We start from the raw sequence: 25,836 nt of genomic DNA, 5'->3' as shown, positions 1-25,836 counted from the left end.
CTATATAGACCGTACTTTTAAGTAAAAAAAACAACCATGAAAAAGCTATTGATAACAGGAGGCGCAGGATTTATCGGAAGTCATGTGGTTAGACTGTTCGTTAATAAATATTCAGACTACCACATTTACAATCTAGATGCGCTGACTTATGCAGGCAACTTAGAAACACTGAAAGATGTTGAAGAAGCTCCTAACTATACTTTTGTTAAAGGAGACATTGTAGACGCCTCTTTTATCGATGAGCTTTTCGATACACACCAGTTCGATGGCGTTGTTCACCTAGCAGCTGAGTCTCATGTAGACAGATCTATCTCCGACCCTTTGGCTTTCGTTAGAACCAATGTAATAGGCACTGTCAATCTGCTAAACTCAGCGAAAAGAATTTGGGCAGATAATTTCGATAGAAAGCGGTTCTACCACATTTCTACTGACGAAGTATATGGCTCTTTAGGGGAAACAGGCTTCTTTTTAGAGTCTACCTCCTATGATCCTCAATCGCCATATTCAGCCTCAAAGGCAAGTTCAGATCATTTTGTGAGAGCTTATGCCAATACTTACAAACTTCCTGTAGTAATCTCCAACTGCTCCAATAACTACGGACCGAATCAGTTTCCTGAAAAGCTACTTCCTCTTTGTATTCATAACATCAAGAATAATAAGCCTCTGCCAATTTATGGAAAGGGTGATAACATTAGAGACTGGCTGTACGTGGTAGACCACGCAAGGGCCATTGATGATATTTACCACAAAGGCCAAGCAGGAGAAACCTACAACATTGGTGGGTTTAATGAGTGGAAGAATTTAGACATTGTAGAACTGCTTTGCGATGTAATGGACAAGAAGTTGGGCAGAGAAGTAGGAGAATCTAGAAAGCTAATCACATTTGTAAAAGATAGAGCGGGGCACGATAAGAGATATGCCATTGATGCTTCAAAGATTAAAGATGAATTAGGCTGGGAACCTTCGCTTCAGTTTGAAGAAGGTCTTGAAAAAACCGTAGATTGGTACTTATCCAACCAAGAGTGGCTGGATCATGTAACTTCAGGTGATTACAAGAACTACTACAAAAAACAATATCAGCAATGAAAGGAATTATTCTAGCAGGAGGTTCGGGCACTAGGCTTTATCCTTTGACGTACGCAGTAAGCAAGCAGCTTATGCCAGTGTACGATAAGCCAATGATCTATTATCCGCTATCTATACTAATGCTCTCTGGAATTAGAGAAATATTGATCATTTCTACCCCGCATGACTTGCCGAATTTTCAAAAACTATTGGGAGATGGCAGCCAAATTGGCTGTTCATTCAGTTATGCTGAACAACCAAAGCCAGAAGGATTAGCACAGGCCTTTACCATTGGAGCCGATTTTATAGGCAACGATAAGGTAGCCCTCATTTTAGGTGACAACATATTCTATGGCTCAGGTTTGCCCAAGCTATTGAAAGAAAATGCGGATCCAGATGGCGGTATAGTTTACGCCTACAGGGTAAACGACCCAGAAAGATATGGTGTGGTTGAGTTTGATGATGAGATGAACGCCATCTCTATAGAAGAGAAGCCAGAAAACCCTAAATCTAACTGGGCTGTTCCTGGAATCTACTTCTACGATAACCAAGTGGTGGAAATAGCTAAAAACCTTAAGCCAAGCCCAAGAGGTGAATTAGAAATCACGGATGTGAACCGAAAGTACTTAGAAATGGGCAAGCTGAAGGTGAGCACTATGGATAGAGGTACGGCCTGGCTAGACACCGGAACCATAGACTCCCTAATGCAAGCAGGGCAGTTCGTTCAGATTCTGGAGAAAAGACAAGGCATTAAGATTTCTTGTATCGAAGAAATAGCCTACCGAATGGGTTACATCACCGCAGAAAAACTACAAGAGATTGCCAAACCTCTAGAAAAATCTGGCTACGGTGAATACCTGTTGAACCTACTTAAAGGTTAATTACTCATTATAAAGAACAGTAAGAACAACATGTGCAACGGCAGATAAGGTCTCCTTACTAATGATGGACATGTTGTCTTTTTCAGTATGGTGATAGTCACCAAACCCATTTAATTCAGGACGATAGTCAAGAATATCAATCATTGGTATTCTAGCAATTTCGTTAACAAAAACGTGGTCGTCAATAATGCCAGAAAAGCCTATTTGCTTCACAAAGTATTGTTCATACCCGAGTTGGTGAGCCACGTCCCAAGTTTGCTCCAAGGTTCTGCTGGCGTATTGTTTCGAAGCTCCATCGTAGTAAAAGGTTGCTCCTTCAGCACCCACCATATCTAAAAGTATACCATAGTAAGCACTATAATTTGCTTGGTGCTTGTTCTTACTCCAATACTGAGAGCCTAAGCAGTACCAGCTTTGCTTACCAAATTCCTCAGGGTCAACGCCCATACCATTTACTTCATGCTCCCCCCAGTCTTCTCCATCAAAAAGGATCATATCTACACCAACAGAGGGTGGGTTTGGCCCGCTCATGATTCTCGCAATTTCTAAAAGAACAGAAACACCACTGGCCCCATCATTCGCCCCGTCAATTTCTACCATATTGTTATCCGAATCTTTATCTCCGAAAGGTCGAGTGTCCCAATGAGCTGCTAGCAATATTCTCTTTTTACTTTCTGGGTTAAACGAAGCCACTATATTCTTTAGCTCTACCTCTGTTCCATCATAAACCCTATCAGTAAATTCTTGAACGGTCACCTTTGCCCCATAGGCTTCAAACTTATCTACAAACCAGTTTGCCGCCTCTCGGTGTGCCTCTGTGTTAGGCACTCTAGGGCCAAAGTCTACTTGTTTTTGCGTAAACATGTAGAGCGAATCGGCATTGGGTTTTGGAGCCTCTTTAAGCACTGTTTGCTTGCTAGAAGAACGAGAGCTACCCTCCTGACTTCCACAAGAAAGGGTGGCAAAAGTCAATGACGCCAGAAGAAACAAGAATAAATTTTTCATAAATCTGCTTTGAAGCCTAAAAATAGAGGCATTTCTTATAAACTACGAATGAATCAGCTTTTTGATTTGAAATAAAAATCTACTACTTTTGCACCACTTAATGGTTATTTTCCAGAGGGGACACAAAGTCCCCTCTTTCTTTATTACCAATGAAAGAGTTAACAGAATCGATAAAAGAGTTAGCAGAAACACATTTAGAGGATGATTCATTCTTCATTGTCGATGTGATTTCAAAGGGAATAAGCGGAAAAACTAAGATTCTGGTATTGCTAGATAATGATGAAGGAGTAAACATAGATGACTGTGCTACCCTTAGCAGAAAACTGGCTGAAGATATTGAGTTAGAAGATCTCATAGATGTAGCTTATGTTCTTGAGGTTTCATCTCCTGGGCTAGATCACCCACTCTCTTCTGTTAGGCAATACAAAAAGAATGTAGGCAGACGGTTAAAGGTTAAGCTTACTTCTGGCGCTATGCTAGAAGGGGCACTCAATGCCGTAAACGAGGAGGCCATAACATTGGCCGCTGAGCGTAAAGAAAACAAAAAGAAATTGATTGAAGAGAAAGAAGTTCCTTTCTCCGAAATTGAAAAAGCTAATGTGTTAGTGTCATTTAAGTAAATAAAATGGACAGTGGAATTTTAATTGAGTCGTTTGCAGATTTTGCAAAGCAGAAAAACGTAGACAGACCTACCATGATCAGAATTCTGGAAGATGTTTTCAGAACGATGATCAGAAAGAAATTCGAAGTAGATGATAATTTCGACATTGTCATCAATGCCGATAGAGGTGACCTTGAAATCTGGAGGTTCAGAGAAATTGTAGACGATAACTCTGAAGACATCTGGGACTACGATAAAATTAGCTTGACTGACGCCAGAAAAATTGAACCAGATTTTGAAATCGGTGAAGAAGTGGCAGAAGAAATCAAATTAGAAGATTTCGGAAGAAGAGCTGTTATGACTGCTCGTCAGACACTAATCCAAAGAATTAAAGACCTTGAGAAAGACATCCTTTACCAAAAGTACAAAGATTTGGTTGGGGAAATTATTTCTGCTGAGGTATACCAAATACTAGGAAGAGAAGTGCTTTTAATAGATGGTGAGGGCAATGAGCTGTCACTACCTAAATTCGAGCAAATCTCTAAAGACAGATTTAGAAAAGGAGACAATGTTCGCGCCATTGTGGACAGAGTTGAAATGATTAACGGAAACCCCAAAATCATCCTTTCTAGAACATCAGGAGAATTCTTAGAAAGACTTTTCGAAAGCGAAGTTCCAGAAGTATTCGATGGTCTAATTACCATCAAAAAAGTGGTTCGTGAGCCAGGTGAAAGGGCTAAAGTTGCTGTTGAATCTTATGACGATAGAATTGATCCGGTAGGTGCCTGCGTGGGGATGAAAGGATCTAGAATTCATTCAATTGTTCGAGAGCTACAAAACGAAAACATCGATGTTATCAATTTTACAGATAACATGGAGCTATATATTTCCAGAGCTCTTAGCCCTGCGAAAATCTCTAGCATGAAAATACTAACTGATGAAGGAAGAGTCTCAGTTTACCTAAAACCAGATCAGGTTTCTCTTGCTATTGGTAAGGGAGGCCAGAACATTAAACTAGCCTCAAAACTAGTTGGCCTTGAAATAGATGTATTCAGAGAGTTGAATGAATACGAAGAGGAAGATGTAGATTTGGATGAATTTGCAGATGAAATCGATAGCTGGATTATCGATGAATTGAAAAGAATTGGTTTGGATACTGCCAAGAGTGTTCTAGCCCTAGCTCAAGAAGATATTGTGAGAAGAACTGAGCTAGAAGAAGAAACAATAAAGTATCTGTTTGAAATTTTAAAGAAAGAGTTCGAACAATAATAGAGTTTTATATAACCTTAAAAAGAGGGATATTTGAGTATGTCAGAAGAAAAAATGATGAGGCTCAGCCAGGTGGCGAGGAAATTGAACGTAGGTAGAAATACCATCGTAGATTTTCTTTCGGCAAAAGGCTTTTCCGTAGATAGTAGCCCCAACGCCAAAATATCATCAGAACAGTATGATATGTTGGCCAAGGAGTTTGCTGCGTCTGCCCATGAAAAGGAAGAAGCCTCTCATCTAACCATTGGAACCAAGCATGTAGAAGACATGGTCATTGATTCTAGTGGTGTGACTACAGAGCCTAAAAAAGAACCGGCTAAAAAAGAAGAGCCTAAACCTGCTCCAACTCCTCCCCCTACTCCTGAAGAAAATAAGGTAGAGGAGAAAAAACCAGAGCCAGAGGTTAAGCCAGAAGCCGAAAAGCCTAAAGAAGCTCCAAAAGAAGAGCCTAAAAAAGAACCAGCTAAGAAAGAGGAGCCTGCTCCTGAAGCTGAATCTAAACCTGAGGCTGCCCCTAAAGCCAAAGAGGTAGAGCAGAAAAAAGAAGAGGAAAAACCAGAAGAAGAAAAGAAAACTGGCCTCAGAGTGCTCGGAAAAATAGACCTCAATAAAGGCAAGAAGAAAGAAGAAAAGCCTAAACAACAACCTAAGAAGGAAGAGAAAAAAGCTGAAGCTCCTAAGAAAGAAGAGCCAGCCAAACCAGCCGAGCCAGAGAAATATCAGGCAAAAGCAGACTCTCTTCGTGGTCTTAAGGTTCTTGGTAAGATTGAGCTCCCTACTGAAAAGCCTAAGAAGTCTAAAGACGATGACAAGGACAAAAAAGGTGGAGATCAGAGAGGTAAAAGACCAAGAAAGCGTATTCAACAGACCAAAGTTGAAAGAGCTAACAAAGGTTCTAATGATAACCGCAGAGGCGGAAACCAAAACAGAGGCAGAAGACCTGCTCCTAAGGAAGAGCTTACTGATAAGGAAATTCAGGAGCAAATTAAGGAGACACTTGCTCGCCTAAGTGGTGGTAGTAAAGGAGGCGGTAAAAACCGTTCCAAATACAGAAAAGAAAAGAGAAGTGCCGCTGCAGAGGCTGCAGAGGAAGAAATGTTGAGACAACAAGAGGAAAGCAAAATCCTCAAGGTTACAGAGTTCATCTCTGCTAGCGATTTAGCAAGCTTAATGAACGTTTCTGTAAACGAAGTAATCTCAACTTGTATGTCTTTAGGTATGTTCGTCTCTATTAACCAGAGACTAGATGCTGAAGCCATCACTATTATCTCTGATGAATTCGGATACGATGTTCAATTCACATCGGCAGATGATGAGGTAGACGTTGTCGAAGAAGAAGATAAAGAGGAAGATCTTCAAGAAAGAGCTCCTATTGTAACCATCATGGGTCACGTTGACCACGGTAAAACATCCTTGCTAGATTACATTAGGGAAGCCAATGTAACAGCTGGTGAGGCTGGTGGAATTACCCAGCACATTGGTGCTTATGATGTAGAAACTAAAGACGGTAAGAGAATTGCCTTCCTTGATACTCCTGGTCACGAAGCCTTTACAGCCATGCGTGCAAGGGGTGCCAAAATTACTGACGTTGCCATTATTGTGGTAGCAGCTGATGATAACGTGATGCCTCAAACAAAAGAGGCAATCAATCACGCTCAGGTAGCTGAAGTGCCAATTGTAATTGCCATAAACAAGGTAGATAAGCCAACTGCTAACCCTGATAAGATTAGGGAAGAGTTAGCTAACCTGAACATTCTTGTAGAAGATTGGGGTGGTAAATACCAGTGTCAGGAAGTTTCTGCAAAAACAGGACAAGGAATTGAAGAGCTTCTAGAAAAAGTATTACTCGAGGCCGAACTACTTGAGCTTAAAGCTAACCCAGATAAATCTGGTGTTGGTACTGTGGTAGAAGCATCGTTAGATAAAGGTAGAGGTTACCTAGCAACCCTTATGGTTCAATCGGGAACTATGAAAGTGGGAGATGTAGTACTTGCTGGATCGCATTACGGTAAGGTAAAGGCTATGTTCGACCATAGAGGTAACAGATTAAAAGTTGTTGGTCCTTCAACTCCTGTTCAGATGCTTGGTTTAGACGGAGCACCACAGGCAGGTGATCGATTCAATGTGATGGAATCTGAACGTGAGGCTCGAGAAATTGCTAACAAACGAGAGCAAATTCTTAGAGAGCAAAGCGTTAGAACTAAGAAACACATTACACTTGATGAAATTGGTAGACGACTTGCCGTTGGTAACTTCAAAGAGCTTAACGTTATTGTTAAAGGTGACGTGGATGGTTCAGTTGAAGCATTAAGTGACTCACTACTTAAACTATCTACTGAGGAGGTTCAAGTGAACATTATCCACAAAGCAGTAGGTCAAATTTCCGAGTCTGATGTACTCTTGGCTACAGCTTCTGATGCGGTAATTCTTGGTTTCCAAGTAAGACCATCGGGCGGAGCTAGACGACTAGCCGAGAACGAGGAAATTGAAATTAGACTATATTCTATCATCTACGATGCCATTAATGAAATCAAGGATGCGATGGAAGGTCTACTTGAGCCTACAGAGAAAGAGGTTATTACTGGTAACATTGAGGTTCGTGAAACCTTCAAAATCTCTAAAGTGGGAACAGTTGCTGGTTGTTATGTAACTGAAGGCTTTGTGAAGAGACAAAACCAAATCCGTTTAATTAGAGATGGTATTGTAGTTTACACAGGAGACATTGGCCAATTGAAGCGTTTCAAAGACGATGTTAACGAAGTTAAATCTGGCTACGAATGTGGTCTGAGCATTAAGAACTTCAATGATATTAAAGTTGGAGACGTTATAGAAGGCTTCGAAATTCAAGAAGTGAAAAGAACGCTTTAAGACTTACTTTAAAGTATTAAAGACTCATAATGAAAGCGATTGGACTTATATTCAATCGCTTTTTCATTTTGAGCCGTAGTCCAAATAATTGCTCTTCTTATACTCATAGTTTGGGTCGAGCGGATGAAAAAAGATGGCACTTCCCTTTTTGTTCTCCTGGATGATCTCATAGATCAAGTCATTATCTACCAAAACAGGGTCGAAACGCAGCTTATACAATGGTTTTAGCTCAAAGGTGTTCTTTAGGGGTAGCAACTCATACAATTCATAGCTGTACTCCTTCTCCATTTTTCTAGCCTTGCGCTTATTCAATCCCTCAGGAATTTGAGTAATGTCTATTCGTTTTACGGCATAATGTTTCTTCAACTTAAAATCGAATAGATACTTCCAGCCTTCTATTCTTGCCTTTTTCAATGGAAACTGAAATTCTCTCGTCAGCTTAGGCTCCCCTGAAATATCTATAGAGAATATCTTACCAGCCTTTCGTTCATAGAATGTATAAGTATCTTGGTCTAAAGAGGCACTCAACCGGCCATAGATAGGATAGGTCATACGACTTAAACAACTCTTACTTTTATTAAATAATGATTGAATCAGGCCTTTATCATAAGCCCTTCCTTTATACTCTTCATACATTTCCATATTAAACATGTAAAGTGTATCTAGCTCATCAAAACCATATTTATAAGTCGGTGAAGAAAGAGAGCCTAAGGCTTCCAGTTTATTTCCATCAACATAATGATAACTAACACAATCACGGCTTTGGTCATACTTACTGCCAATTATGTAACCTCCTACTATGAAATTAGGCTCAATCATCTCATTATGAAAGGATACGTAACTTACGAAAGCAGATCGTATCTGGATTTTGTGCTCATCTAAAATATAGCTACCATATTCGCTCAAACCGCGAATACTAAAAGTTGAATCACTGGTTAGTAAAAAGTAATCGTTTCCCTCTACTTGAAGTGTATCGGTTACTACATTTTGTTCATTGAGTAAATAAACAAAACGTCTATTCTGTCTCTTTTCATCAGAAAAATGAAGCAGCTTCTGATCCTTCAGGATGTAAAGCTTTTCAAAAACCAAGTTCTCATTAGCGTAAACTAGGTTCCTAGGCAATTCTTGAGCAGCGCTGGATAAGGCAAGCAGGCCTAAAACAAGACTATAAATGATTTTTAGGTGCATCATTCTAAAGAAGTTTGTTCTAACAGAGTGTTTGCATAATTAGTTAAGTCTAATGTAAACTTAATGATGGTCGAGGCCTGCACAATTAGCAAACTGGGGTCACTAATATTCGTTCTATACAACATCAACGTGTTATTTCAATTTTATACTGAAGGTTGAACCTCTAAGAGAAAGATATCAATAGAAAGCAGCAGATTAACGCCACATTCTCAACATCATTCAAAAAGGTAAAATCCTACATTTATTCATTTGACCTTTCCCTTAGTCCCAATTGATAATACAGCGACAGGTCTTCATTAGCAGGCTCGAAAGGGTTCTTCAACCAAAGCTTTCCATTTGCAGTAAAAGCAATAGCTGGCAGTACCTTTTTACTAGGTATTTGAAAGTGGCCAATAGGTTTTAAGCCTAAATCGAAAATATCCACACTCCATTCACCCAACCATCTCGGATTCAATAAGCCATTATCACCAGCAACCTGCTGTTTATGCTTCATTAGTCTATAAATAACTTCATTTTCACTATCATGTATTAAAAAAATATATGCTGCTACATTATTCAACCAATCTTGTTCTTGTTGAAAATCGACATTTGAAGGGAGGCTTTCTGGAGAACCCGACCAATGATCAGAGTGGTAATTAACTACATAAAGTAAATCCCCAGTTTGATTGTTGTAAACCTGAATATCTGGACTTGTACTAAAATATACGTAAGATATATCATCAATGACTAATAAGCTCGGGTCATTGTAGAGAGAAAAGTTCACACCTTTTTTAAAGTGATCAGGGTAAACACCGTAAATGGACTTAAACTCATTATCTTCAATTGAGTAACTAGCGAAAGCCTTGTAATCATAATTATCATTTCGAGCATCTACCCACCGATAAGTATAGAGTTGTAGGGTTTTGTTTTTGGCGTTATAATATGGACCATTCATCAATCCTTGATCGGCATAAACATCATATTCTGTAAATCCGTCTGGTAGAGGGACGTTAGAGAATTCATATTTATTGATCTTTCTAGCTCGATTATTGAACAAATGAATGGCATTTTCATCAATACTTAGTATAAAAATACTATCGGCATTATGGTAGAAAAAGCCATCTATCATACCCTTAATTCCATCAGGTCCGTTTAACGCAAATTGAATTTGCTTTTCTGAAACTTTCGTAGTCAGATTGATAACATCTAAGGCGTGATCTCTGGAATTAATTCCTATCAAGAATGTAGTGTCATCTTTTTCAACTATTTGATAATCAGCATAATCACCTAGCACAAAATCACGAAGATTTAACGTATCTGCTGATACAAAATCTAAAGTCAAACTATCCAGCGGTGTAATTGTGCGAATCCAACCTGCATCAATTCTTGATTGATTCTGATTGGTGCAACTGATTATCAGTAGCAGTGAAACAAAATTCACAACCTTCATACTAAATAAGTTTATTCAACTAATCTGTCCGCAGCTACACTCAATCCCAAAACCCCACCCAAAAGGGAATATAAGCCTTAGCTGAGCAGTGAATTCTTTGATCGCATTCGCTCTCGTTTTCCTTTTACTACAATTCGAAGTACCATCATAATATACTTAACATCAAAAGGATACTCCGTCTGACAAATTATTCTAAGTACAATCCTTTTCTAGATCAAGACATTTAGAATCAATACTGGTTGGATTAGCTCTTATAGTTCGTGTTGTGTTAATCTAGCTAGTGTTGTCTAATGCTCGTGTGCACAAATCCGGATAAACTTCAGAAACGCCTGCCCGGACTCAAATTATACTTTTAATTAGAAAAATTAATCTTTTAAAGTCAAAAGGAAGGAGTGAATATTTTCATCATCAACTACACAAGGCATTTTTTTGATATGTGCAGGACTAATGTAGATCTTGAATGGCATGTACTTTAATGAGGACGAACGACAACAGAAAGGACGCAAGAATTTCGCTTCTAAAAATAAAACAACCCCTGATTTCTACCGAAGTCAGGGTTTTTTATTACCCCTTCTTTTTCCAGTTCAGCTTCTTAATAAGGCTATGAACCTTAGACTCTAGCTCCTTTAGTTCTTCTGGGGCTCCATCATAGTCAATGATTTTCTTATTTACCTCTTCATGGTTGAAGGTAATGGTAGTAGTTGGTAGGTCGGTCTTATTAGACTTGTATTCATTCTCAAAATCATCGAATTGAGACCCCTTAAAATCATTGACCAATGCCTTCAGTTCTTCTTTAGGTAGCTTTGCTTCGAAAGTACCTTCCATCTCAACAAACTGCCTAGCATTCAATAAAACCGAACCATCAGAGAATATTGAAATGTCATAATCAGGGCAAGTACCAAAGCAGGCTGTTTTATTCATGTAAATAACTGGCTCGCTCTCCGAAATGGTTTTAGCAGACTTACAACCGAGTATAAAAACTAGAAGAATCATTGAAAACTTTTTCATATTGAGTCTATTTACATGTTAACTTAACCAAAAATAGTTCTTATTCTAGGAGAACTGCGTTAGTTTAAAATAAACAATAAGCTATATCATGTACAGTTTGTACAAGTATGCTTAGAATAATTAATGTTGGCTTGCCGAGTCTAACCTTGAATTAAAGCTTATGAAAAAACTACTACTAACTATCACTTGCCTAATCTTGGTTAAGGTGGCAATTGCCCAAAAAATGGAGCGCTTAGATGCCAAGCCAGATATTATCTGTTATGCTGGTGACCATAGTACCTTCACCAAAATTCTCAGGAGAAACGATGCTCCGTATGCAAGCCCATCACCTTTTGGAGCCAATATGTTTAATTCAATAGCCCAAACTGGCGCCACCATTGAAGTAACTTATAATGGTTTTAGTGAGGAAGCTCAAGCGGCATTTCAACAAGCCATAGATATTTGGTCTGAGCTTATTTCTTCAGATGTAGTTATTAGAGTTGAAGCAACCTGGCAAGATATGGACGAAGGAGTTCTGGGAGGGGCAATTTGGAATACTGCCTACAGAAATTTTGAAGGAGCAAAAGAGCTTAATGTTTGGTACCCTGTGGCTATTGCCGAGAAAATGGCTGGGCAAGAATTAAACTCTCCTGATGAACCCGATATAGTTGCTACTTTTAACAAGGATGCACCGTGGTATTTAGGACTAGACGGGAACCCTAATAATGGAGAGTTTGACTTGGTTACCGTTGTTCTACATGAATTGGGCCATGGTTTAGGTTTTGTAGATAGCTTTGATGTTAATGATGAGGGCAATGGAAGCACCAACTTTCCACAACCGTTTATTTACGATTTAAGTGTTGAAAACACTGACGGTGATAACCTGACAGACCTGATTGGGAACCCGCAGGAGCTAGGAACAGAACTAACAAGTAATTCCCTTTTTTTCAATGCTCCCACAGCTGTTACCAATAGTGGTTCCAGACCAAGACTTTATGCTCCAACAAGCTATAATGCTGGTTCAAGCATAGCTCACCTAAATGAATCCACGTATCCTTCTGGCAACTCCAACTCATTAATGACCCCTCAAATAGCTCCAAATGAAGTTATTCATGATCCGGGGCAACTCACTATGGATATGTTTGGTGATATGGGTTGGGAATTCACCTATATCGATCACACTAATAGGCCTAATACAGAAGATATTCAAGCAGATAGTTATACCATAACCGCTTCAATAAGATCCGACATTGGGTATAAACCAGAAAGTATAAAGCTCTATTATAGCTTAGACGGTTTTACATCTGATAGTAATGTTTTGCCAATGACTACCACGGCAAACGCAGATGAGTTCACTGCTGAGATTCCCTCGGAAAAGGTAGAAGACCAAGTTTACACATACTATTTTGAAGTAGAGGATGTGAAAAACAGAGTCTTTACTTACCCTAGCCTACTTGTTACAGATAGGTTCTTTAGCTTTAGCTCAAGCCCAGACCAAACAGCACCTGTAATCACTCACAACCAACCGAATTTCATTCGACTCACAGACCCTAAAATCACCATAGACGCGGTAATTACTGACTTTCTACCAGTAAACGCAGAATTGGAGTTTTTTGTAAATGATGGAAATCCGCAAACAATCAGTTTTGAGTTGGTCGATAATGCAACAAGTTTATACCGGGCAGAAATAGTTACCTCCAACCTCTCTCTTATGGAGGGAGATATCGTTAGCTATAAAATTACGGCAACCGACCAATCTGCAGATCAAAATAGCTCTGTTTTCCCTACGTCAGACTATATTGAGCTCAACGTTGTTTCTACAGCCGATCCTGCTAATTATTACTTCAATGATTTTAACGACATCTCTGCATCAGCAATGGACTTCTTTAATAGCAATAATTTCAGGATTAAAGAAGAGGCAGGTTTTGATAATGGAGCTATTCACTCAGACCACCCTTATTTAGATGGAACAGGCACCAACTCGGAAAGTAATTACACTCTAGAATTGAAAATTCCCATAATTGTCAGTGAAGGGGAAGCACTAATGACTTTTGACGAGGTTGTTCTAATAGAACCAGGAGATGCCAACTCTACCTTCGGGAGTAATGATTTCTACGATTATGTTATCGTTGAGGCTTCAAAAAATGGTGGTGTAGACTGGGTGCCACTATTAGATGGTTATGATTCTCGAGTACAAGGAAGCTGGTTATCTACATACAATAGTGCCATCACAGATAATAACTCAACTGCTGCTGGTACTCAAGCGATGTATCGTCAAAGAGAAATTAACTTATTGAGCAATGGTGAAATTATTGCTGGAGATGAGGTTCTAATTAGATTCAGGTTGTTTGCAGATGAGGTAGCTCATGGCTGGGGATGGGCTATAGATAACCTTAATATTCAATTAGACTTGGAATCTCCTGATATAACCCATAACCATATAGATTTCCTAACCTCTTTAAATGACTTCACTATTTCGGCCGATGTTACAGACAACATTGAAGTAGACAGTGTTGGAGTAAACATCCTAGTAAATGGAGTGGACCAAGGGAATATTCCAATGGCTCAAACTATAGGTACTAATTATGAAGCCTTAATAAACGTTGGGAATTTAAGCATTGGCGATGTGATAGAGTACAGAATTGGAGCCTTCGACACAAAAACTCCAGAAGCTAATGCCACTTTCTTACCAAGTGAGGATAGTTATTTTAAAGTCCCTATAATTGAGTTTGGTACGCCTCAAGAATCTTATTCGAACAATTTTGACTCCCCTTCGGACGACTTTGTAGGGAATTTCTTCACTATAGAAACACCAAGTGGTTTTGAGAATGGAGCAATTCATAGCGCTCATCCATATCCATTAGCCTTCGGGGCTAACGCTAGAAGTGAGTTTACTTACACCCTCAAGACTCCTATAGTTGTAAGTTCGACCAAACCATTTGTCACCTATAATGAAGTCCTACTCGTTCAGTCCAATTCAGATTTTGCAGCAGTTGAAGGCTCGAAAGATGGAGGCGCAACTTGGTTCGAAATAGAAAGCTATGATACCAATGATGAACAGGCTTTATGGGGTACGGTTTTTAGTGCTGGTGGTGAGGGTTCTCCTTCACAATTCAAAACAAGGTCAATCAGACTGAGTGAAAATCAGCAACTTTCTGCTGGTGATGAATTTTTGCTGAGATTCAAGCTTGTAAGAAGAAGCCTAGTTCAGGGCTGGGGTTGGGCCATAGATGATCTAGAAATTCAAACTGGCGTTATACAAGGCCTAGATGATGAAATAGCAGTTGAGTTTACACAAGTATATCCGAACCCAATTAATAATGGACAGCTAAATATTCAGTTTAATAATCCTTCAACCAGAACTATAGACTATTCCATTGTCTCAACAGACGGCCAGACCAGATTGGTGGGAACTAACTTAGAGCTAGACAGTGAGCAAAAAGCAAGCATAGATGTTTCAGCTCTCCCTTCTGGTTTATTTGTTTTAAAGCTAGTAAACGGAGAAAGTTCGCAAGTATATAAAGTCTTGAAGCAAGACTAAGTTTTAAATATTTAAGAGATAACTTGAACCCTGATTTCAACTGAAGTCAGGGTTTTTTTTATGACACTTTTTCTAGTACTTACTTTACTTGGCCTTTTAGGAATAATGATTGGGCTAGTTAGACCATTCCGCGTGCTTTGGTGGATGGAAACGAAGAATCGGCTTAAGGTGCTTGGCTATTGGGGTATTCCCACGCTAATCTGTTGGCTGCTATACCTTTTCACATAACAACACTTTCTTACTATCTACATCTGTAGTAGCAAAGATGTATTGATCGCCTCCCTCCTTCAACCCAGTCTTCTTTCTAATCTCCTTGACAGACATCGGATAATTACGAACCGTGATATTCGCTTGATCTGACTTCAGTTGCTTCTTAAGTCTTTTCTTATTGAAAGATAACTGGTCAATTACCCTAAACGCCCTACCCGGAAAATCATCAACCACCTCTTCACTTGTGTATAAATGGCTGTTGACATCGAGCTTTTTCAGGTTGAATTGATTGGCTAAAGACTTAAATGCTCCCGCTTTTAGAATGGCAGCATTAGGCTCATAAAGAAATGTTGTAACTGGTGAAAGTTGAGCTATAACACTCTCCTCCTCGCTATACCGAAACTCAAATGAATCCGCTTGCTCACCAATCAGGTTGATAGCCTTAATCAATGGGGTTTGATTTGGGTCAGCACCAAGCAAAAATAACAGCTCCTTCACCTCATTTTTGACAGCCACCACATGCACCTCCTCAACAAACTCAAGGTCATCAATCGCCTTTTTGATGTCGAGCATTGGAGAGACCTTGATCAGAACCTTATTAGACTTTCGCTTTAGTTCTGGAAGAAGCTCAATAACATTGGGAGAGTAATGCTCTAGAAAAACCACTTTTCTAGACTCATCATCGCGTCTGGCTGGATCTAAATATATCAAGTCAACAGACTCCATTTGTTGAAGATAATCTTCAGCCGATCCTAGAAAAGTAACTATGTTCGATCCTAATTGCTGGTAATTGTGACTTACCACCTTATGCAATTCTGGGTTCATCTCCACATGGGTGGCTTTTTCGAACTTCGTTGCTAAATAGTAGGTATCAACTCCAAACCCTCCAGTCAAATCGACCATTGTCTTTCCCGAAACCAAACTGGCTTTATAATTAGCCGTTTCGCTAGAAGAGCATTGCTCCATAGAAATAGATGCTGGCCAAATTAGCCCGCTTTTCGCAAACCAATCAGGCAACTTATGCTGAGCTTTCTTCTTTGCCGAAATCTGTTCAACAATAGCTTTCATGAGCCAATCAGGAAACTGACTGGCCTTGAGCATTAAATCTGCAGGCTGATCATTTAAATGATCATCAATAAATTTTTGGATTTCCGGTTGGAGAAGCTGCTCGATCAAGCCTCAGTCATTTGCTTTTGCAAATACTCAACTATTTGAACCGCATTGGTCGCGGCCCCTTTTCTAAGGTTATCGGCTACAATCCACATGTTCAAAGTATTGGGTTGGCTCTCATCTCTTCTCAACCTTCCCACAAACACTTCATCCTTTTTATGCGCTGTCAATGGCATCGGATAAACATTGTTCTTCGGGTCATCTTGAAGAATTACACCAGGCATTTCACTCAACAATTGCTTCACTTCTTCCATGTCGAAGTCTTCTTTAAACTCCACATTCACCGCCTCTGAGTGACCTCCCATAGTTGGGATTCTCACGGTGGTAGAAGTAATACCAATTGAATAGTCATTGAATATTTTCTTGGTTTCGTTGATCATCTTCATCTCCTCTTTAGTGTATCCATTATCTGTGAACACATCTATATGAGGAAGCACATTCATATCAATTTTATGAGCGTAACACATAGGTCCATCTACACCATTTCGCTCATTCATCATTTGGTCAACTGCAGCTTTACCTGAACCAGTAACCGATTGATAAGTAGAAACCACAATTCTCTTTATGCCATATCGCTTTCTCAATGGCTCAAGAGCCACTACCATTTGAATGGTTGAGCAGTTTGGATTAGCAATGATTTTATCTTCAGAAGTAATTTCAGATGCATTGATTTCTGGTACAATCAATTTGTGATCTGGACTCATTCTCCAAGCAGAGGAGTTGTCAACTACTGTTGTTCCAACCTCTGCAAATTTTGGTGCCCACTCTAAAGAAGTACCTCCACCAGCCGAAAATATGGCGAAATCAGGAGCTTGAGCAACGGCATCTTCCATAGTGATTACAGTGTACTCCTTACCCTTAAATGTCTTCTTCGACCCAGCAGATCTGGCAGAAGCCACTAAAAGTAGCTCATCGAATTCAACATTTCTTTCTTCCAGAACCTCGAGGATCTCTCCACCTACAAGGCCAGTAGCACCTACAACTGCAATCTTCATGATATCAATTAATTAACTAACTTCGCTTAAAGCTGAAAAACGCACCAAATTTACTACATTAGTATACCTGAGCACAATAAATGAGGAATACTTTTCTCCTGATATTTTTTCTCTGCACGCAGTATCTCGCAGGCCAAGTCAATAGCTTTCCTTATACCCAAGGATTCGAAGCAGCATTTACCACAGGAAACAACGTGGAGTTCATTACCAATTGGACTGCCAATGAAGTGGCAACCACCAACAGAATTTATCAAGGCACGGACGCCAGAACGGGCTCATCATCCATTAATATAATTCCAATTTCTTCCTTCTCTGGCGAAATACTTATATCACTTGACTTAACAGGGATTAATAATCCTAAGCTCACATTCTACGCCTATTCCAAACAAAATGGCAGTGGTACTTCTACTAGGCCAGTGTTGGTAAGTTTTGCTACTTCAATTGATGGTGGCAATAACTTTCTGGATAATGTAGCGATTGGAGATGAAACAACTTTCCCAAACAACAGCACAACTTCCTACACCCAGTATGAATATGAGCTTCCTTCAGATGCAAGTGGTGAGTCAAATGTTATCGTAAAGCTTACGGCTGCAAGAGGTGATGGAAGTGGGTCTGCAGCAGAACTAGTAATGGACGACTTTTCAATTGAAGAACAAGTTCTTCCTTTGGCTTTGAATTCTGTTGTTGCCAATAATGCCAACACTGTGGTTGTTACGTTCAATCAAGATGTAGATCAGGTATCAGCTGAAACCACAAACAATTATGCTATCGACAATGGAATTACCATTTCATCTGCCAATAGAACTGCCAGCAATGAGGTAACGCTCACCACCTCCACCATGCCGAATAATAACTACCAGCTTACGGTGAATGGTGTTAGCAATACAGGCAGTACAAGCTCTGCGGTAAACCTTCAAGAAAGCTTCAACTATATAGAACCACTGTCCATTGAGGGCATAACGGTTCAAAACAAGAATACCCTATTGGTTGATTTCAATTTGAACCTCGAAGAAGTGGCAGCAGAAACTGTTGGAAACTACTCCGTTGATAACGCTATCGGAAACCCGACTACTGCAACCCGCAGTGTTACAAACAATGATCAGGTTACGCTAACCTTTGCTTCTGACTTTGGTGACAACTCATTTGAGTTAACCGTGAATAATGTCACTGATGAGTCGACCTTGACTTCAGCTGTAAATCTCACAGATAACTTCAGTTACCTCCCTTTATCGCTTGAAAATGTAACTGTCACATCTGCCACCACAATTGAATTAGATTTCAATCAGGATTTAGAAACCACTTCCGCAGAAAATGAATCTAACTATACCATCAATTTTGGCCGGGGAAACCCGTCATCTGCAGTACAAAGCGGAGTTGACGCTTCAATTGTTACTCTAACCGTTGGCCAAGCTTTCGTGAATAACACCTATGAAATAAGCATCAACAATGTTTCGAACACCAGCGACAACGCTATAGCTTCAAACCTCACTGCTGATGCACGATTTGAGCAAGCCACTTCTCCCAGACAGATAGTAATCAACGAACTTTTGGCAGACCCTTCGGGTAGCAATGAACCAAATCCGCTGGTGCTACCAAACGGAAGTTCTGAAGAGTTTGTGGAGCTTTTCAATACTACTTCCGAAGCAATCGACTTAACGGGTTTTGAGCTTTCAGGCGGAACAATTGGTGATTTTGTACTGAACGGAGGATCATACGTAATTCTAACCTCAGCCTCAAATGTGGCTACTTATCAGTCTTTTGGTGATGTGGTGGCTGTCTCATCTTGGAACAGCCTGACTAATGGAGGGGAGCAACTGGTTTTGTTTGATAACTTAGGCAACCAAGTAGATAGTTTAACCTATGACCTCACTTGGTATCAAGATGAAGACAAAGCTGATGGTGGTTGGACGCTTGAGCAAATCAACCCTGAATTGGTTTGTAGTGACAATAATAACTGGATAGCTTCTTCAAACGCGCAAGGCGGTACACCAGGAACACAAAACTCGGTGTATGACAACTCTCCAGATATTATCGGACCGAATATTACGGCTGTCAATATCAATACAGATTCCGAAATCATTGTGGTGTTCGATGAGATCATTGATGAAGGAAGCCTTGCAGGAGCCAACTTTAGCCTGAGCAATGGAGTAAGCGTCACTAATTCCAACCTGAACCTCCCTTACGGAAGAAGCATCACTTTGACGCTGAACCCTGCAATGACTTCAGGGACTATCTACACTTTAACCATAACTGGACTGACAGACTGTGCCGGTAATAGTATAGATAACAACTCAATAGACTTCTTATTTGATGATGAGGCTCCTGTTTTACAAAGGCTGGTTTATAAAACTCCAGACCACATCGATCTAATTTTTGATGAAGAAGTGCAGGAAACACTGGCAGAAACTGAAAGCAACTTCAGCATTAACTCAGGAATTGGAAACCCAGATAGAGCCACCTTAAATTCTGAGGTTCGAAACCGAATTACACTTGAGCTAGCCAGTGAACTTACTGAAGGTTCAGTCTACAGTCTAACATATCAGAACCTGACTGACACGCTTGGAAACACCATTGCATTGAGTACTGAAAACTTCGGTTTTCAAAATCAGCTAGATACTATCATTGTCATTTCTAGTCAATTGCTCGACATCTATTTCGATGAAGATTTAGACGAAACTAGTGCTGAAATAGTAGCTAACTATGTAGCGGATGATGGATTAGGCAACCCAGTTACTGCAGCAGTTGATGGTTCGAATGCCAAATTAGTTCACTTGGTCTTTGGTTCAGAATTCCCTGAAAATTCAACTATAGAAATTCAGTTTGAAAACATTCAGGATGCCTCTCTAAACTATCTTCAGGCATTAAATACCGACTTCACTTATGATACAGATGACCCAGATGTGGATTCTGTCGTAGTTGTGGATGAAAACACACTTCGCATTTATTTCGATGAAATCTTGGATGAGACTAGTGCCGAAGCCATCAACAACTACACGGCAAATAACTCAATAGGCACTCCAGCTCAGGCAATTCTTCAGGCAGATAAAACCTCGGTCATCCTTAATTTTTCAGTCAACTTTGAACAGGAAGTGGAAAACAGACTAACACTTACTGCCATTGAAGACCTTTCTGGCAATGCTATTTCCGCCAATAGAAACTATGACTTCACTTACGATAGACTTCCACCAAGGCTAGTGGGAGTTGAACTTCTAAGCCCAACCGTTTTAGCAGTGCAATTCTCAGAAGAGGTGGTTCAAGAAATTGCAGAAAACGTAAACAACTACTCTGTAAACAATGGAATTGGCAGACCTCTTCAGGCAGTTAGAACGGAAAAAAACACCCACATTGTTGAACTCACTTTTACCGATCTAGGCAACTTCGCTGTCAATACGCTTACGATAAGCAACGTAACTGACCTCTTTGAAAACGACCTGATTGTTAACCTAACCGCAACATTCTCTAGCCAACTTCCCGAGTTTGGAAGGTTCATTGTTACCTCTGACACTAGTCTCCAAATTCAATTCACTAAAGAATTGACTCAGGCTTCGGCAGAAGAAATTGAGAATTATGGCTTTGATAGTGGAGTTGGCCCTTTCAGCCTAGCTCAAAGTCAGGCCGATCAATCTATTGTAAACATTCTACTCACTGTGAGGCTAACTGAAGGTGAAAATTACCGAATGGTGGTTGACAACTTGGAAGACCTAGATGGTAACATTCTCGAACCGGTAACCTATGATTTCACGTACAGCGATCTTATCAATCAAATCACTCTAATAAATGCCAATACCCTTGAAATTGATTTTGAAGTGGAATTGGATGAAATGCTTGCTGAAACCACAGCAAACTATGAGTTAGACAGAGCAATTGGCAACCCACTTACAGCAGTTTTAAATGGCACAGACCCAAGCCTCGTAACTCTGTTCTTTGACCAAGCTTTGACTGAATCTGAAACTTATGAGCTTGTTGTAGCTAACCTGCTTGATATATATGGAGATGTTGTTCCTAGAAGCCGCAATACCATCGATTATGATGTAACTGCCCCTACCATTACCGCTGTAAATTCTACTTACAACAATGAAATTGAAGTAGTCTTCAATGAACCTTTAGACAGGGCAACGGCAACTAGTTTAAATCATTATAACTTAAACAATGGTGCAGGTCAGCCATCAGCGATTGAGCTTTCTACAGATGCCACAACCGCCACACTGGTTTTCAGCAGTAGTCTATTTGATGCGACCAATTACACCCTCACGGTTGACCGGGTTGAAGACCTACAAGGGAAAGCAATTAATGCAGCAACCTTCGATTTCACTTTTGAAAGTCCTGTTGTCCCAAGCTTTAGAGATTTAGTAATCAATGAGGTTTACTTCGATAACGAACTAAATGCGGGTATTCCAAACTATGAGTTCATCGAAATTTATAATCAAAGCTCAGATGCTATTGAGCTGAGAGACTTTGCCATCACTGACAAAAGAGATACGGCTTACTTAACAAGTTTCGTCTTACAGGCCAATGCCTATATCACACTTTCCAATCAAGGTGGTCGATTTGAGTTCAAAGACTATGGAAATGCCATGGGCTTAAGCAATTTCCCTTCTCTCTCTAATACTGGTGAAACACTTATTCTACTAGATAGAAATCAAAACACATTAGACTCCCTTCTGTATAGTAAGGCCCACTACAATGATGAAACCAAGCAGAATGGAGGTTTCACCATAGAGCTGATAAACCCTGATAAACCCTGTTTTGATGTAACTAATTATGCGGCCTCCACGAATGCAGATGGGGGAACTCCAGGAACTCAAAACTCAGTGTACAATACTTCTCCCGATGTCACTGCGCCACTCTTATCTTCCATAGAAGTAATTTCAAATTCACAGCTCAGACTTCTGTTTTCTGAGGCCATAGATGTTTCCACTTTACTCATAGCAAACTTCACTACTTCAGGAACTGAGACGGTAAGTGCTGTCACTGTTAATGATGCTTTCGGAACCGACATCACACTTACACTTTCTTCTGAGTTTGCTTTAGGTACAATTCAGACGCTAACCGTTTCGAATGTGGCAGATTGTTCTGGCAACATGCTGAATACTACAACCAACTTTGTTTCAGGTGCCATTCCTGAAGCCAACGAGCTGTTGATTACGGAAATAATGGCCTCTCCAGCGCCTAGCAATGGCTTACCAGAAAGAGAATATGTTGAGATCTACAATAACTCTTCAGAAATTCTATCGCTCAATGGATTAAAGCTCACTGATAACAATTCTACCACTACCCTAAGTGAATATGATTTAGCTCCTGGTGAATATCTAATTCTGGCTTCCAGTTCGGCAGCTGCATCATTACAAGCATATGGAAATGTACTAGTGGTTAACGCCTTCCCGACCTTGTCTTCTGATGATATTGTTACGCTGAGCACGCCTTCAAACACCATTATCTTCTCCGTAGACTTTGATAATTCGTTCTTCCAAGATGATGCGAAAGACAATGGAGGTTACAGCATTGAAATGATCAACCTTAATCCAGGTTGTTATGACAATTCTAACTGGACAGCCTCGAACGATAGTGATGGTGGAACTCCAGGAGCTCAAAACTCAGTCTATGATGATAGCGCTGACACAACAGCTCCTCAACTGCCTTCTTTGGCTGTGAATACCCAAATGCAGTTGGAAGTTACTTTTAACGAGTCAATGGCCTTGGGAACACTGATTCCGGCCAACTTCAGCCTAAGCAGTGGGCTAACCATTTCTTCAGTCGATATTCAAGATAACTTCGGCACATCTCTCCTTCTCAATCTAGATTCAGATTTTGCGAAAGGTATTTTGCACTCTGTCACCCTTTCTAATATCACTGACTGTTCTGGCAATCTATTACCAGACACAACGCTTGAATTCTCTTTAGGAGATACCCCACAAGCCAATGAGATCTTGATCACGGAAATTATGGCTTCGCCAGCTCCAAGCAATGGCTTACCAGAAAGAGAGTACTTCGAAATCTATAATAACTCAAATGAGATTTTGGACATGAGTCAGTTGGTGATCAAAGATGGAAACGCAGCATTTCCTTTACCTTCATTTAACTTATCTCCTGAAGAGTACCTAATCGTTACCACAACTAATGGAGTTTCTGAACTGAGTGCGTATGGCAATGCAGTAGGCGTTAATTCATTCCCAACTTTAACCATTACCGACACGGTAACTCTAGAGAATGCAGATGACGAGTTAGTATTTGAGGTAGCCTACGACCGCTCATTCTACAATGACGAGACTAAAGATGATGGTGGATTTAGCATTGAAATGATCAACCTGAGTCCTGCTTGTTATGATGATGCGAACTGGACAGCAACAACAAGCTCCGTTGGTGGAACACCTGGAGCTCAAAACTCCGTTTTCGATAATTCTCCAGACCTAGCAGCCCCCTCCATTCAAAACTTCACAGTGATTTCAAGTACGGTATTAGAAATAGAGTTTAGTGAATCTATGAATGTTGCCACTTTAGTCGCCAATAACTTCTCATTTAGTGGCTCCTTGTCTATCAGCTCTATCACACAAACGGCAGCTTTCGGTAAAAAAATCAGGATTACGCTGAGTAACGCTTTTACTAGTGGAGAACTTTATAACCTAACCATCCGCAACCTGAGTGATTGTGCAGGAAATACTCTGCCTGAAGAAACACTTGAGTTTTCGAGAGGAGCAACTCCATCGCCTGGTGAATTGGTGATTACCGAAATTATGGCGGCTCCTACCCCTGCTCAAGGCTTACCAGAAGTAGAATACCTGGAAGTTTTAAACGTGTCTTCTCAAATTCTAGACTTAAATGGAGTAATTCTGGCAGATGCTACAACTTCAACTGTGTTGACAAGCTTTGTTATAGAGCCTGGAGAGTATGTAATTCTTGCGCCATCTTCAACAGCCAATCAGCTGAGTAGCTTCGGTAAGGTTTTACCTGTAAATAACTGGCCAAGCTTAAACAACAGCGGAGACCGATCCGCTCTATTCACCCCTAATTCGTTAGAAATTCACTCCGTCAACTATACAGACGAATGGTACCGAAGCGATTTAAGAGCTAATGGCGGCTATTCTTTAGAAATAATCGATCCTGATTATCCGTGTTTAGAAGCTTCAAACTGGATTGCCTCAGATAATGCAGATGGTGGAACCCCAGGTACAATCAATTCAGCCGATGGAGACAACCCAGACCTAAGTGGACCTGCAGTTTTACAAGCCATTGCAGTTACCGATGCTATTATAGAGCTTAGCTTCAATGAAAGACTAGAACCTTCCACCGTAGGTGTAAACAATTTCTCTGCAGATAATGGACTTACGTTTATTTCGGCTCAGTTAGACGAAACCAAAAGGAAGGTTACTTTGGTAACTGCTTCAGATTTAGTGCAAAACACGCTGTATACTATTACTGTTAACAACCTAACCGACTGCACTGGTAACCTGATACAGTCTTCTGGAAAATCCGCCATATTGATCATTGCTGGTACAGCAGAGGCAAAAGACATCATAGTCAACGAGATATTATTTAACCCAGTAAGTGGGGGCGATAGATTTGTAGAGTTCTACAATAGTTCTTCTAAATATATCAACCTGAAAGGATGGAAAATTGCTGGCCAAACAAATACTCGAGTAATAACAGAAGATAACCTGTTCATTCACCCCAATAGTTATTTCGTTATCACCAACGATGCCGCTAATATTAAAACCCAATATCCTTCTGCCGTTGAATCAGCATTTATAGAAATTAGTTCTATGCCAAGCTTGCCTTCAGACGAAGGAACGGTATTTATCTACAATCTGAGTAATTTAGAAATAGACAAGTTCGAATACAGTGAAGATTATCACTCCTCACTTTTAGACGATACTGACGGTGTTTCTTTAGAACGTATACTATTTAGCGGAGAGTCAAATGATAGCAATAATTGGTTTTCTGCTTCTTCTACAGAAGGGGGAGCTACACCGGGTTATGCCAACTCACAGTCGAGAGATCCAGATAGTCAACCTGGAGCTATAAGAATAGACCCTGCTACTTTTGCTCCTGATGCAGCAGGTGCTGCCAACTTCACTACGGTTAACTATTCTTTTGATGATCCGGGAAATACCCTAAACATAAGAATAGTTGATGCTGAAGGTAGAGTAGTAAAACGGGTTACTCAAAATAGTATAGTAGGGACAGATGGCTTCTTCACTTGGGATGGTTCTACAGAAGATGGAGGAAAAGCTAAAGTGGGTTACTATATGATTATTATGGAAGTGATCTCTTCAGAGGGTCGAATAAGCTACATTCGAGAAAAAGTGGCCATTGCATCTCGCTTTTAGTCTTACGCAGTTTACATATAAATAAATGTTAGCTTAATGTTATGGATATTATAACATTGTTAACTATATTCCTGTAATTCAACTAAGAGACCACCTAAGATTTAACTAGATGAACTGTTTAATCAATCAGACTATTGACCGCTACGCAAGAAGTGGTAGGAAACTAGAGGTAATTGCCCGTTATATTCGGCTCAAATACCATGTAAACATTGAGTCTTCTGCGTTAACAAAACGTTTAGAACTGCTCAATACAAATTACTAAAACATAAAGGCTCTTAACGAGCCTTTTTTATTTACATCAAA

General features: G+C 40.0%; 13 protein-coding genes. 7 read left to right on the top strand and 6 right to left on the bottom strand.

The features are described from left to right. The first annotated feature begins 36 nt into the window (after nucleotides 1-36). Both rfbB and rfbA read left to right on the top strand, forming a co-directional pair. Nucleotides 37-1,086, top strand: coding sequence for a dTDP-glucose 4,6-dehydratase (gene rfbB / locus AWW68_RS05040; RefSeq protein WP_068217267.1), 1,050 nt, complete (start codon nucleotides 37-39; stop codon nucleotides 1,084-1,086). Beyond that, nucleotides 1,083-1,946 (top strand): glucose-1-phosphate thymidylyltransferase RfbA, encoded by an 864-nt coding sequence (gene rfbA, locus AWW68_RS05035; RefSeq protein ID WP_068217265.1) that lies wholly within the window; start codon nucleotides 1,083-1,085, stop codon nucleotides 1,944-1,946. Before rfbB ends, rfbA begins: the two co-directional genes overlap by 4 nt. Here rfbA and AWW68_RS05030 read toward each other — a convergent pair whose 3' ends face one another. After that, nucleotides 1,947-2,951 (bottom strand): M28 family peptidase, encoded by a 1,005-nt coding sequence (locus AWW68_RS05030; protein ID WP_068217261.1) that lies wholly within the window; start codon nucleotides 2,949-2,951, stop codon nucleotides 1,947-1,949. It abuts the gene before it with no gap. Between the two features lie 149 nt (nucleotides 2,952-3,100). On the opposite strand from AWW68_RS05030, the gene AWW68_RS05025 reads away from it, so the two are divergent. The 3 genes from AWW68_RS05025 to infB are packed head-to-tail and all read left to right on the top strand — an operon-like array spanning nucleotide 3,101 to nucleotide 7,689. Beyond that, nucleotides 3,101-3,571 (top strand): ribosome maturation factor RimP, encoded by a 471-nt coding sequence (locus tag AWW68_RS05025; protein ID WP_068217258.1) that lies wholly within the window; start codon nucleotides 3,101-3,103, stop codon nucleotides 3,569-3,571. 5 nt (nucleotides 3,572-3,576) lie between these two features. Then, complete coding sequence (gene nusA, locus AWW68_RS05020; RefSeq protein ID WP_068217255.1) at nucleotides 3,577-4,821, top strand: transcription termination factor NusA; 1,245 nt, start codon at nucleotides 3,577-3,579, stop codon at nucleotides 4,819-4,821. 39 nt (nucleotides 4,822-4,860) lie between these two features. Next, complete coding sequence (infB, locus tag AWW68_RS05015; protein WP_068217253.1) at nucleotides 4,861-7,689, top strand: translation initiation factor IF-2; 2,829 nt, start codon at nucleotides 4,861-4,863, stop codon at nucleotides 7,687-7,689. A 63-nt stretch (nucleotides 7,690-7,752) separates the two neighbouring features. Here infB and AWW68_RS05010 read toward each other — a convergent pair whose 3' ends face one another. The 3 genes from AWW68_RS05010 to AWW68_RS05000 all read right to left on the bottom strand — a co-directional run bounded on the left by AWW68_RS05010 (nucleotide 7,753) and on the right by AWW68_RS05000 (nucleotide 11,314). Further along, on the bottom strand, nucleotides 7,753-8,880 hold the full coding sequence (locus tag AWW68_RS05010) for a hypothetical protein (protein WP_157717530.1): 1,128 nt from the start codon (nucleotides 8,878-8,880) through the stop codon (nucleotides 7,753-7,755). A 238-nt stretch (nucleotides 8,881-9,118) separates the two neighbouring features. Next, nucleotides 9,119-10,306, bottom strand: a complete 1,188-nt coding sequence (locus tag AWW68_RS05005) for a DUF4221 family protein (RefSeq protein ID WP_068217249.1) — start codon at nucleotides 10,304-10,306, stop codon at nucleotides 9,119-9,121. A gap of 564 nt (nucleotides 10,307-10,870) precedes the next feature. Next, complete coding sequence (locus tag AWW68_RS05000; RefSeq protein WP_068217245.1) at nucleotides 10,871-11,314, bottom strand: DUF6438 domain-containing protein; 444 nt, start codon at nucleotides 11,312-11,314, stop codon at nucleotides 10,871-10,873. A gap of 160 nt (nucleotides 11,315-11,474) precedes the next feature. Between AWW68_RS05000 and AWW68_RS04995 the strand changes: the two genes are divergently transcribed. Beyond that, complete coding sequence (locus AWW68_RS04995) at nucleotides 11,475-14,834, top strand: T9SS type A sorting domain-containing protein (protein ID WP_068217242.1); 3,360 nt, start codon at nucleotides 11,475-11,477, stop codon at nucleotides 14,832-14,834. A gap of 210 nt (nucleotides 14,835-15,044) precedes the next feature. Here AWW68_RS04995 and AWW68_RS04990 read toward each other — a convergent pair whose 3' ends face one another. Together AWW68_RS04990 and AWW68_RS04985 are read right to left on the bottom strand one after the other, a co-directional pair. Next, nucleotides 15,045-16,220 carry a class I SAM-dependent methyltransferase gene (locus tag AWW68_RS04990; protein WP_068217239.1) on the bottom strand — a complete coding sequence of 392 codons (1,176 nt, stop codon included), beginning with the start codon at nucleotides 16,218-16,220 and terminating at the stop codon, nucleotides 15,045-15,047. Further along, complete coding sequence (locus tag AWW68_RS04985) at nucleotides 16,217-17,209, bottom strand: aspartate-semialdehyde dehydrogenase (protein ID WP_068217235.1); 993 nt, start codon at nucleotides 17,207-17,209, stop codon at nucleotides 16,217-16,219. The genes AWW68_RS04990 and AWW68_RS04985 overlap by 4 nt, the downstream gene beginning before the upstream one ends. An 80-nt stretch (nucleotides 17,210-17,289) precedes the next feature. Between AWW68_RS04985 and AWW68_RS04980 the strand changes: the two genes are divergently transcribed. Then, nucleotides 17,290-25,533 carry a lamin tail domain-containing protein gene (locus tag AWW68_RS04980; protein WP_068217233.1) on the top strand — a complete coding sequence of 2,748 codons (8,244 nt, stop codon included), beginning with the start codon at nucleotides 17,290-17,292 and terminating at the stop codon, nucleotides 25,531-25,533. Nucleotides 25,534-25,836: the final 303 nt, after the last annotated feature.

The organism is Roseivirga spongicola, from assembly GCF_001592965.1.
GTDB lineage: Bacteria > Bacteroidota > Bacteroidia > Cytophagales > Cyclobacteriaceae > Roseivirga > Roseivirga spongicola.
Note: the sequence above shows the minus strand (reverse complement) of the source record. Positions and strands in the feature narration are given on the sequence as shown.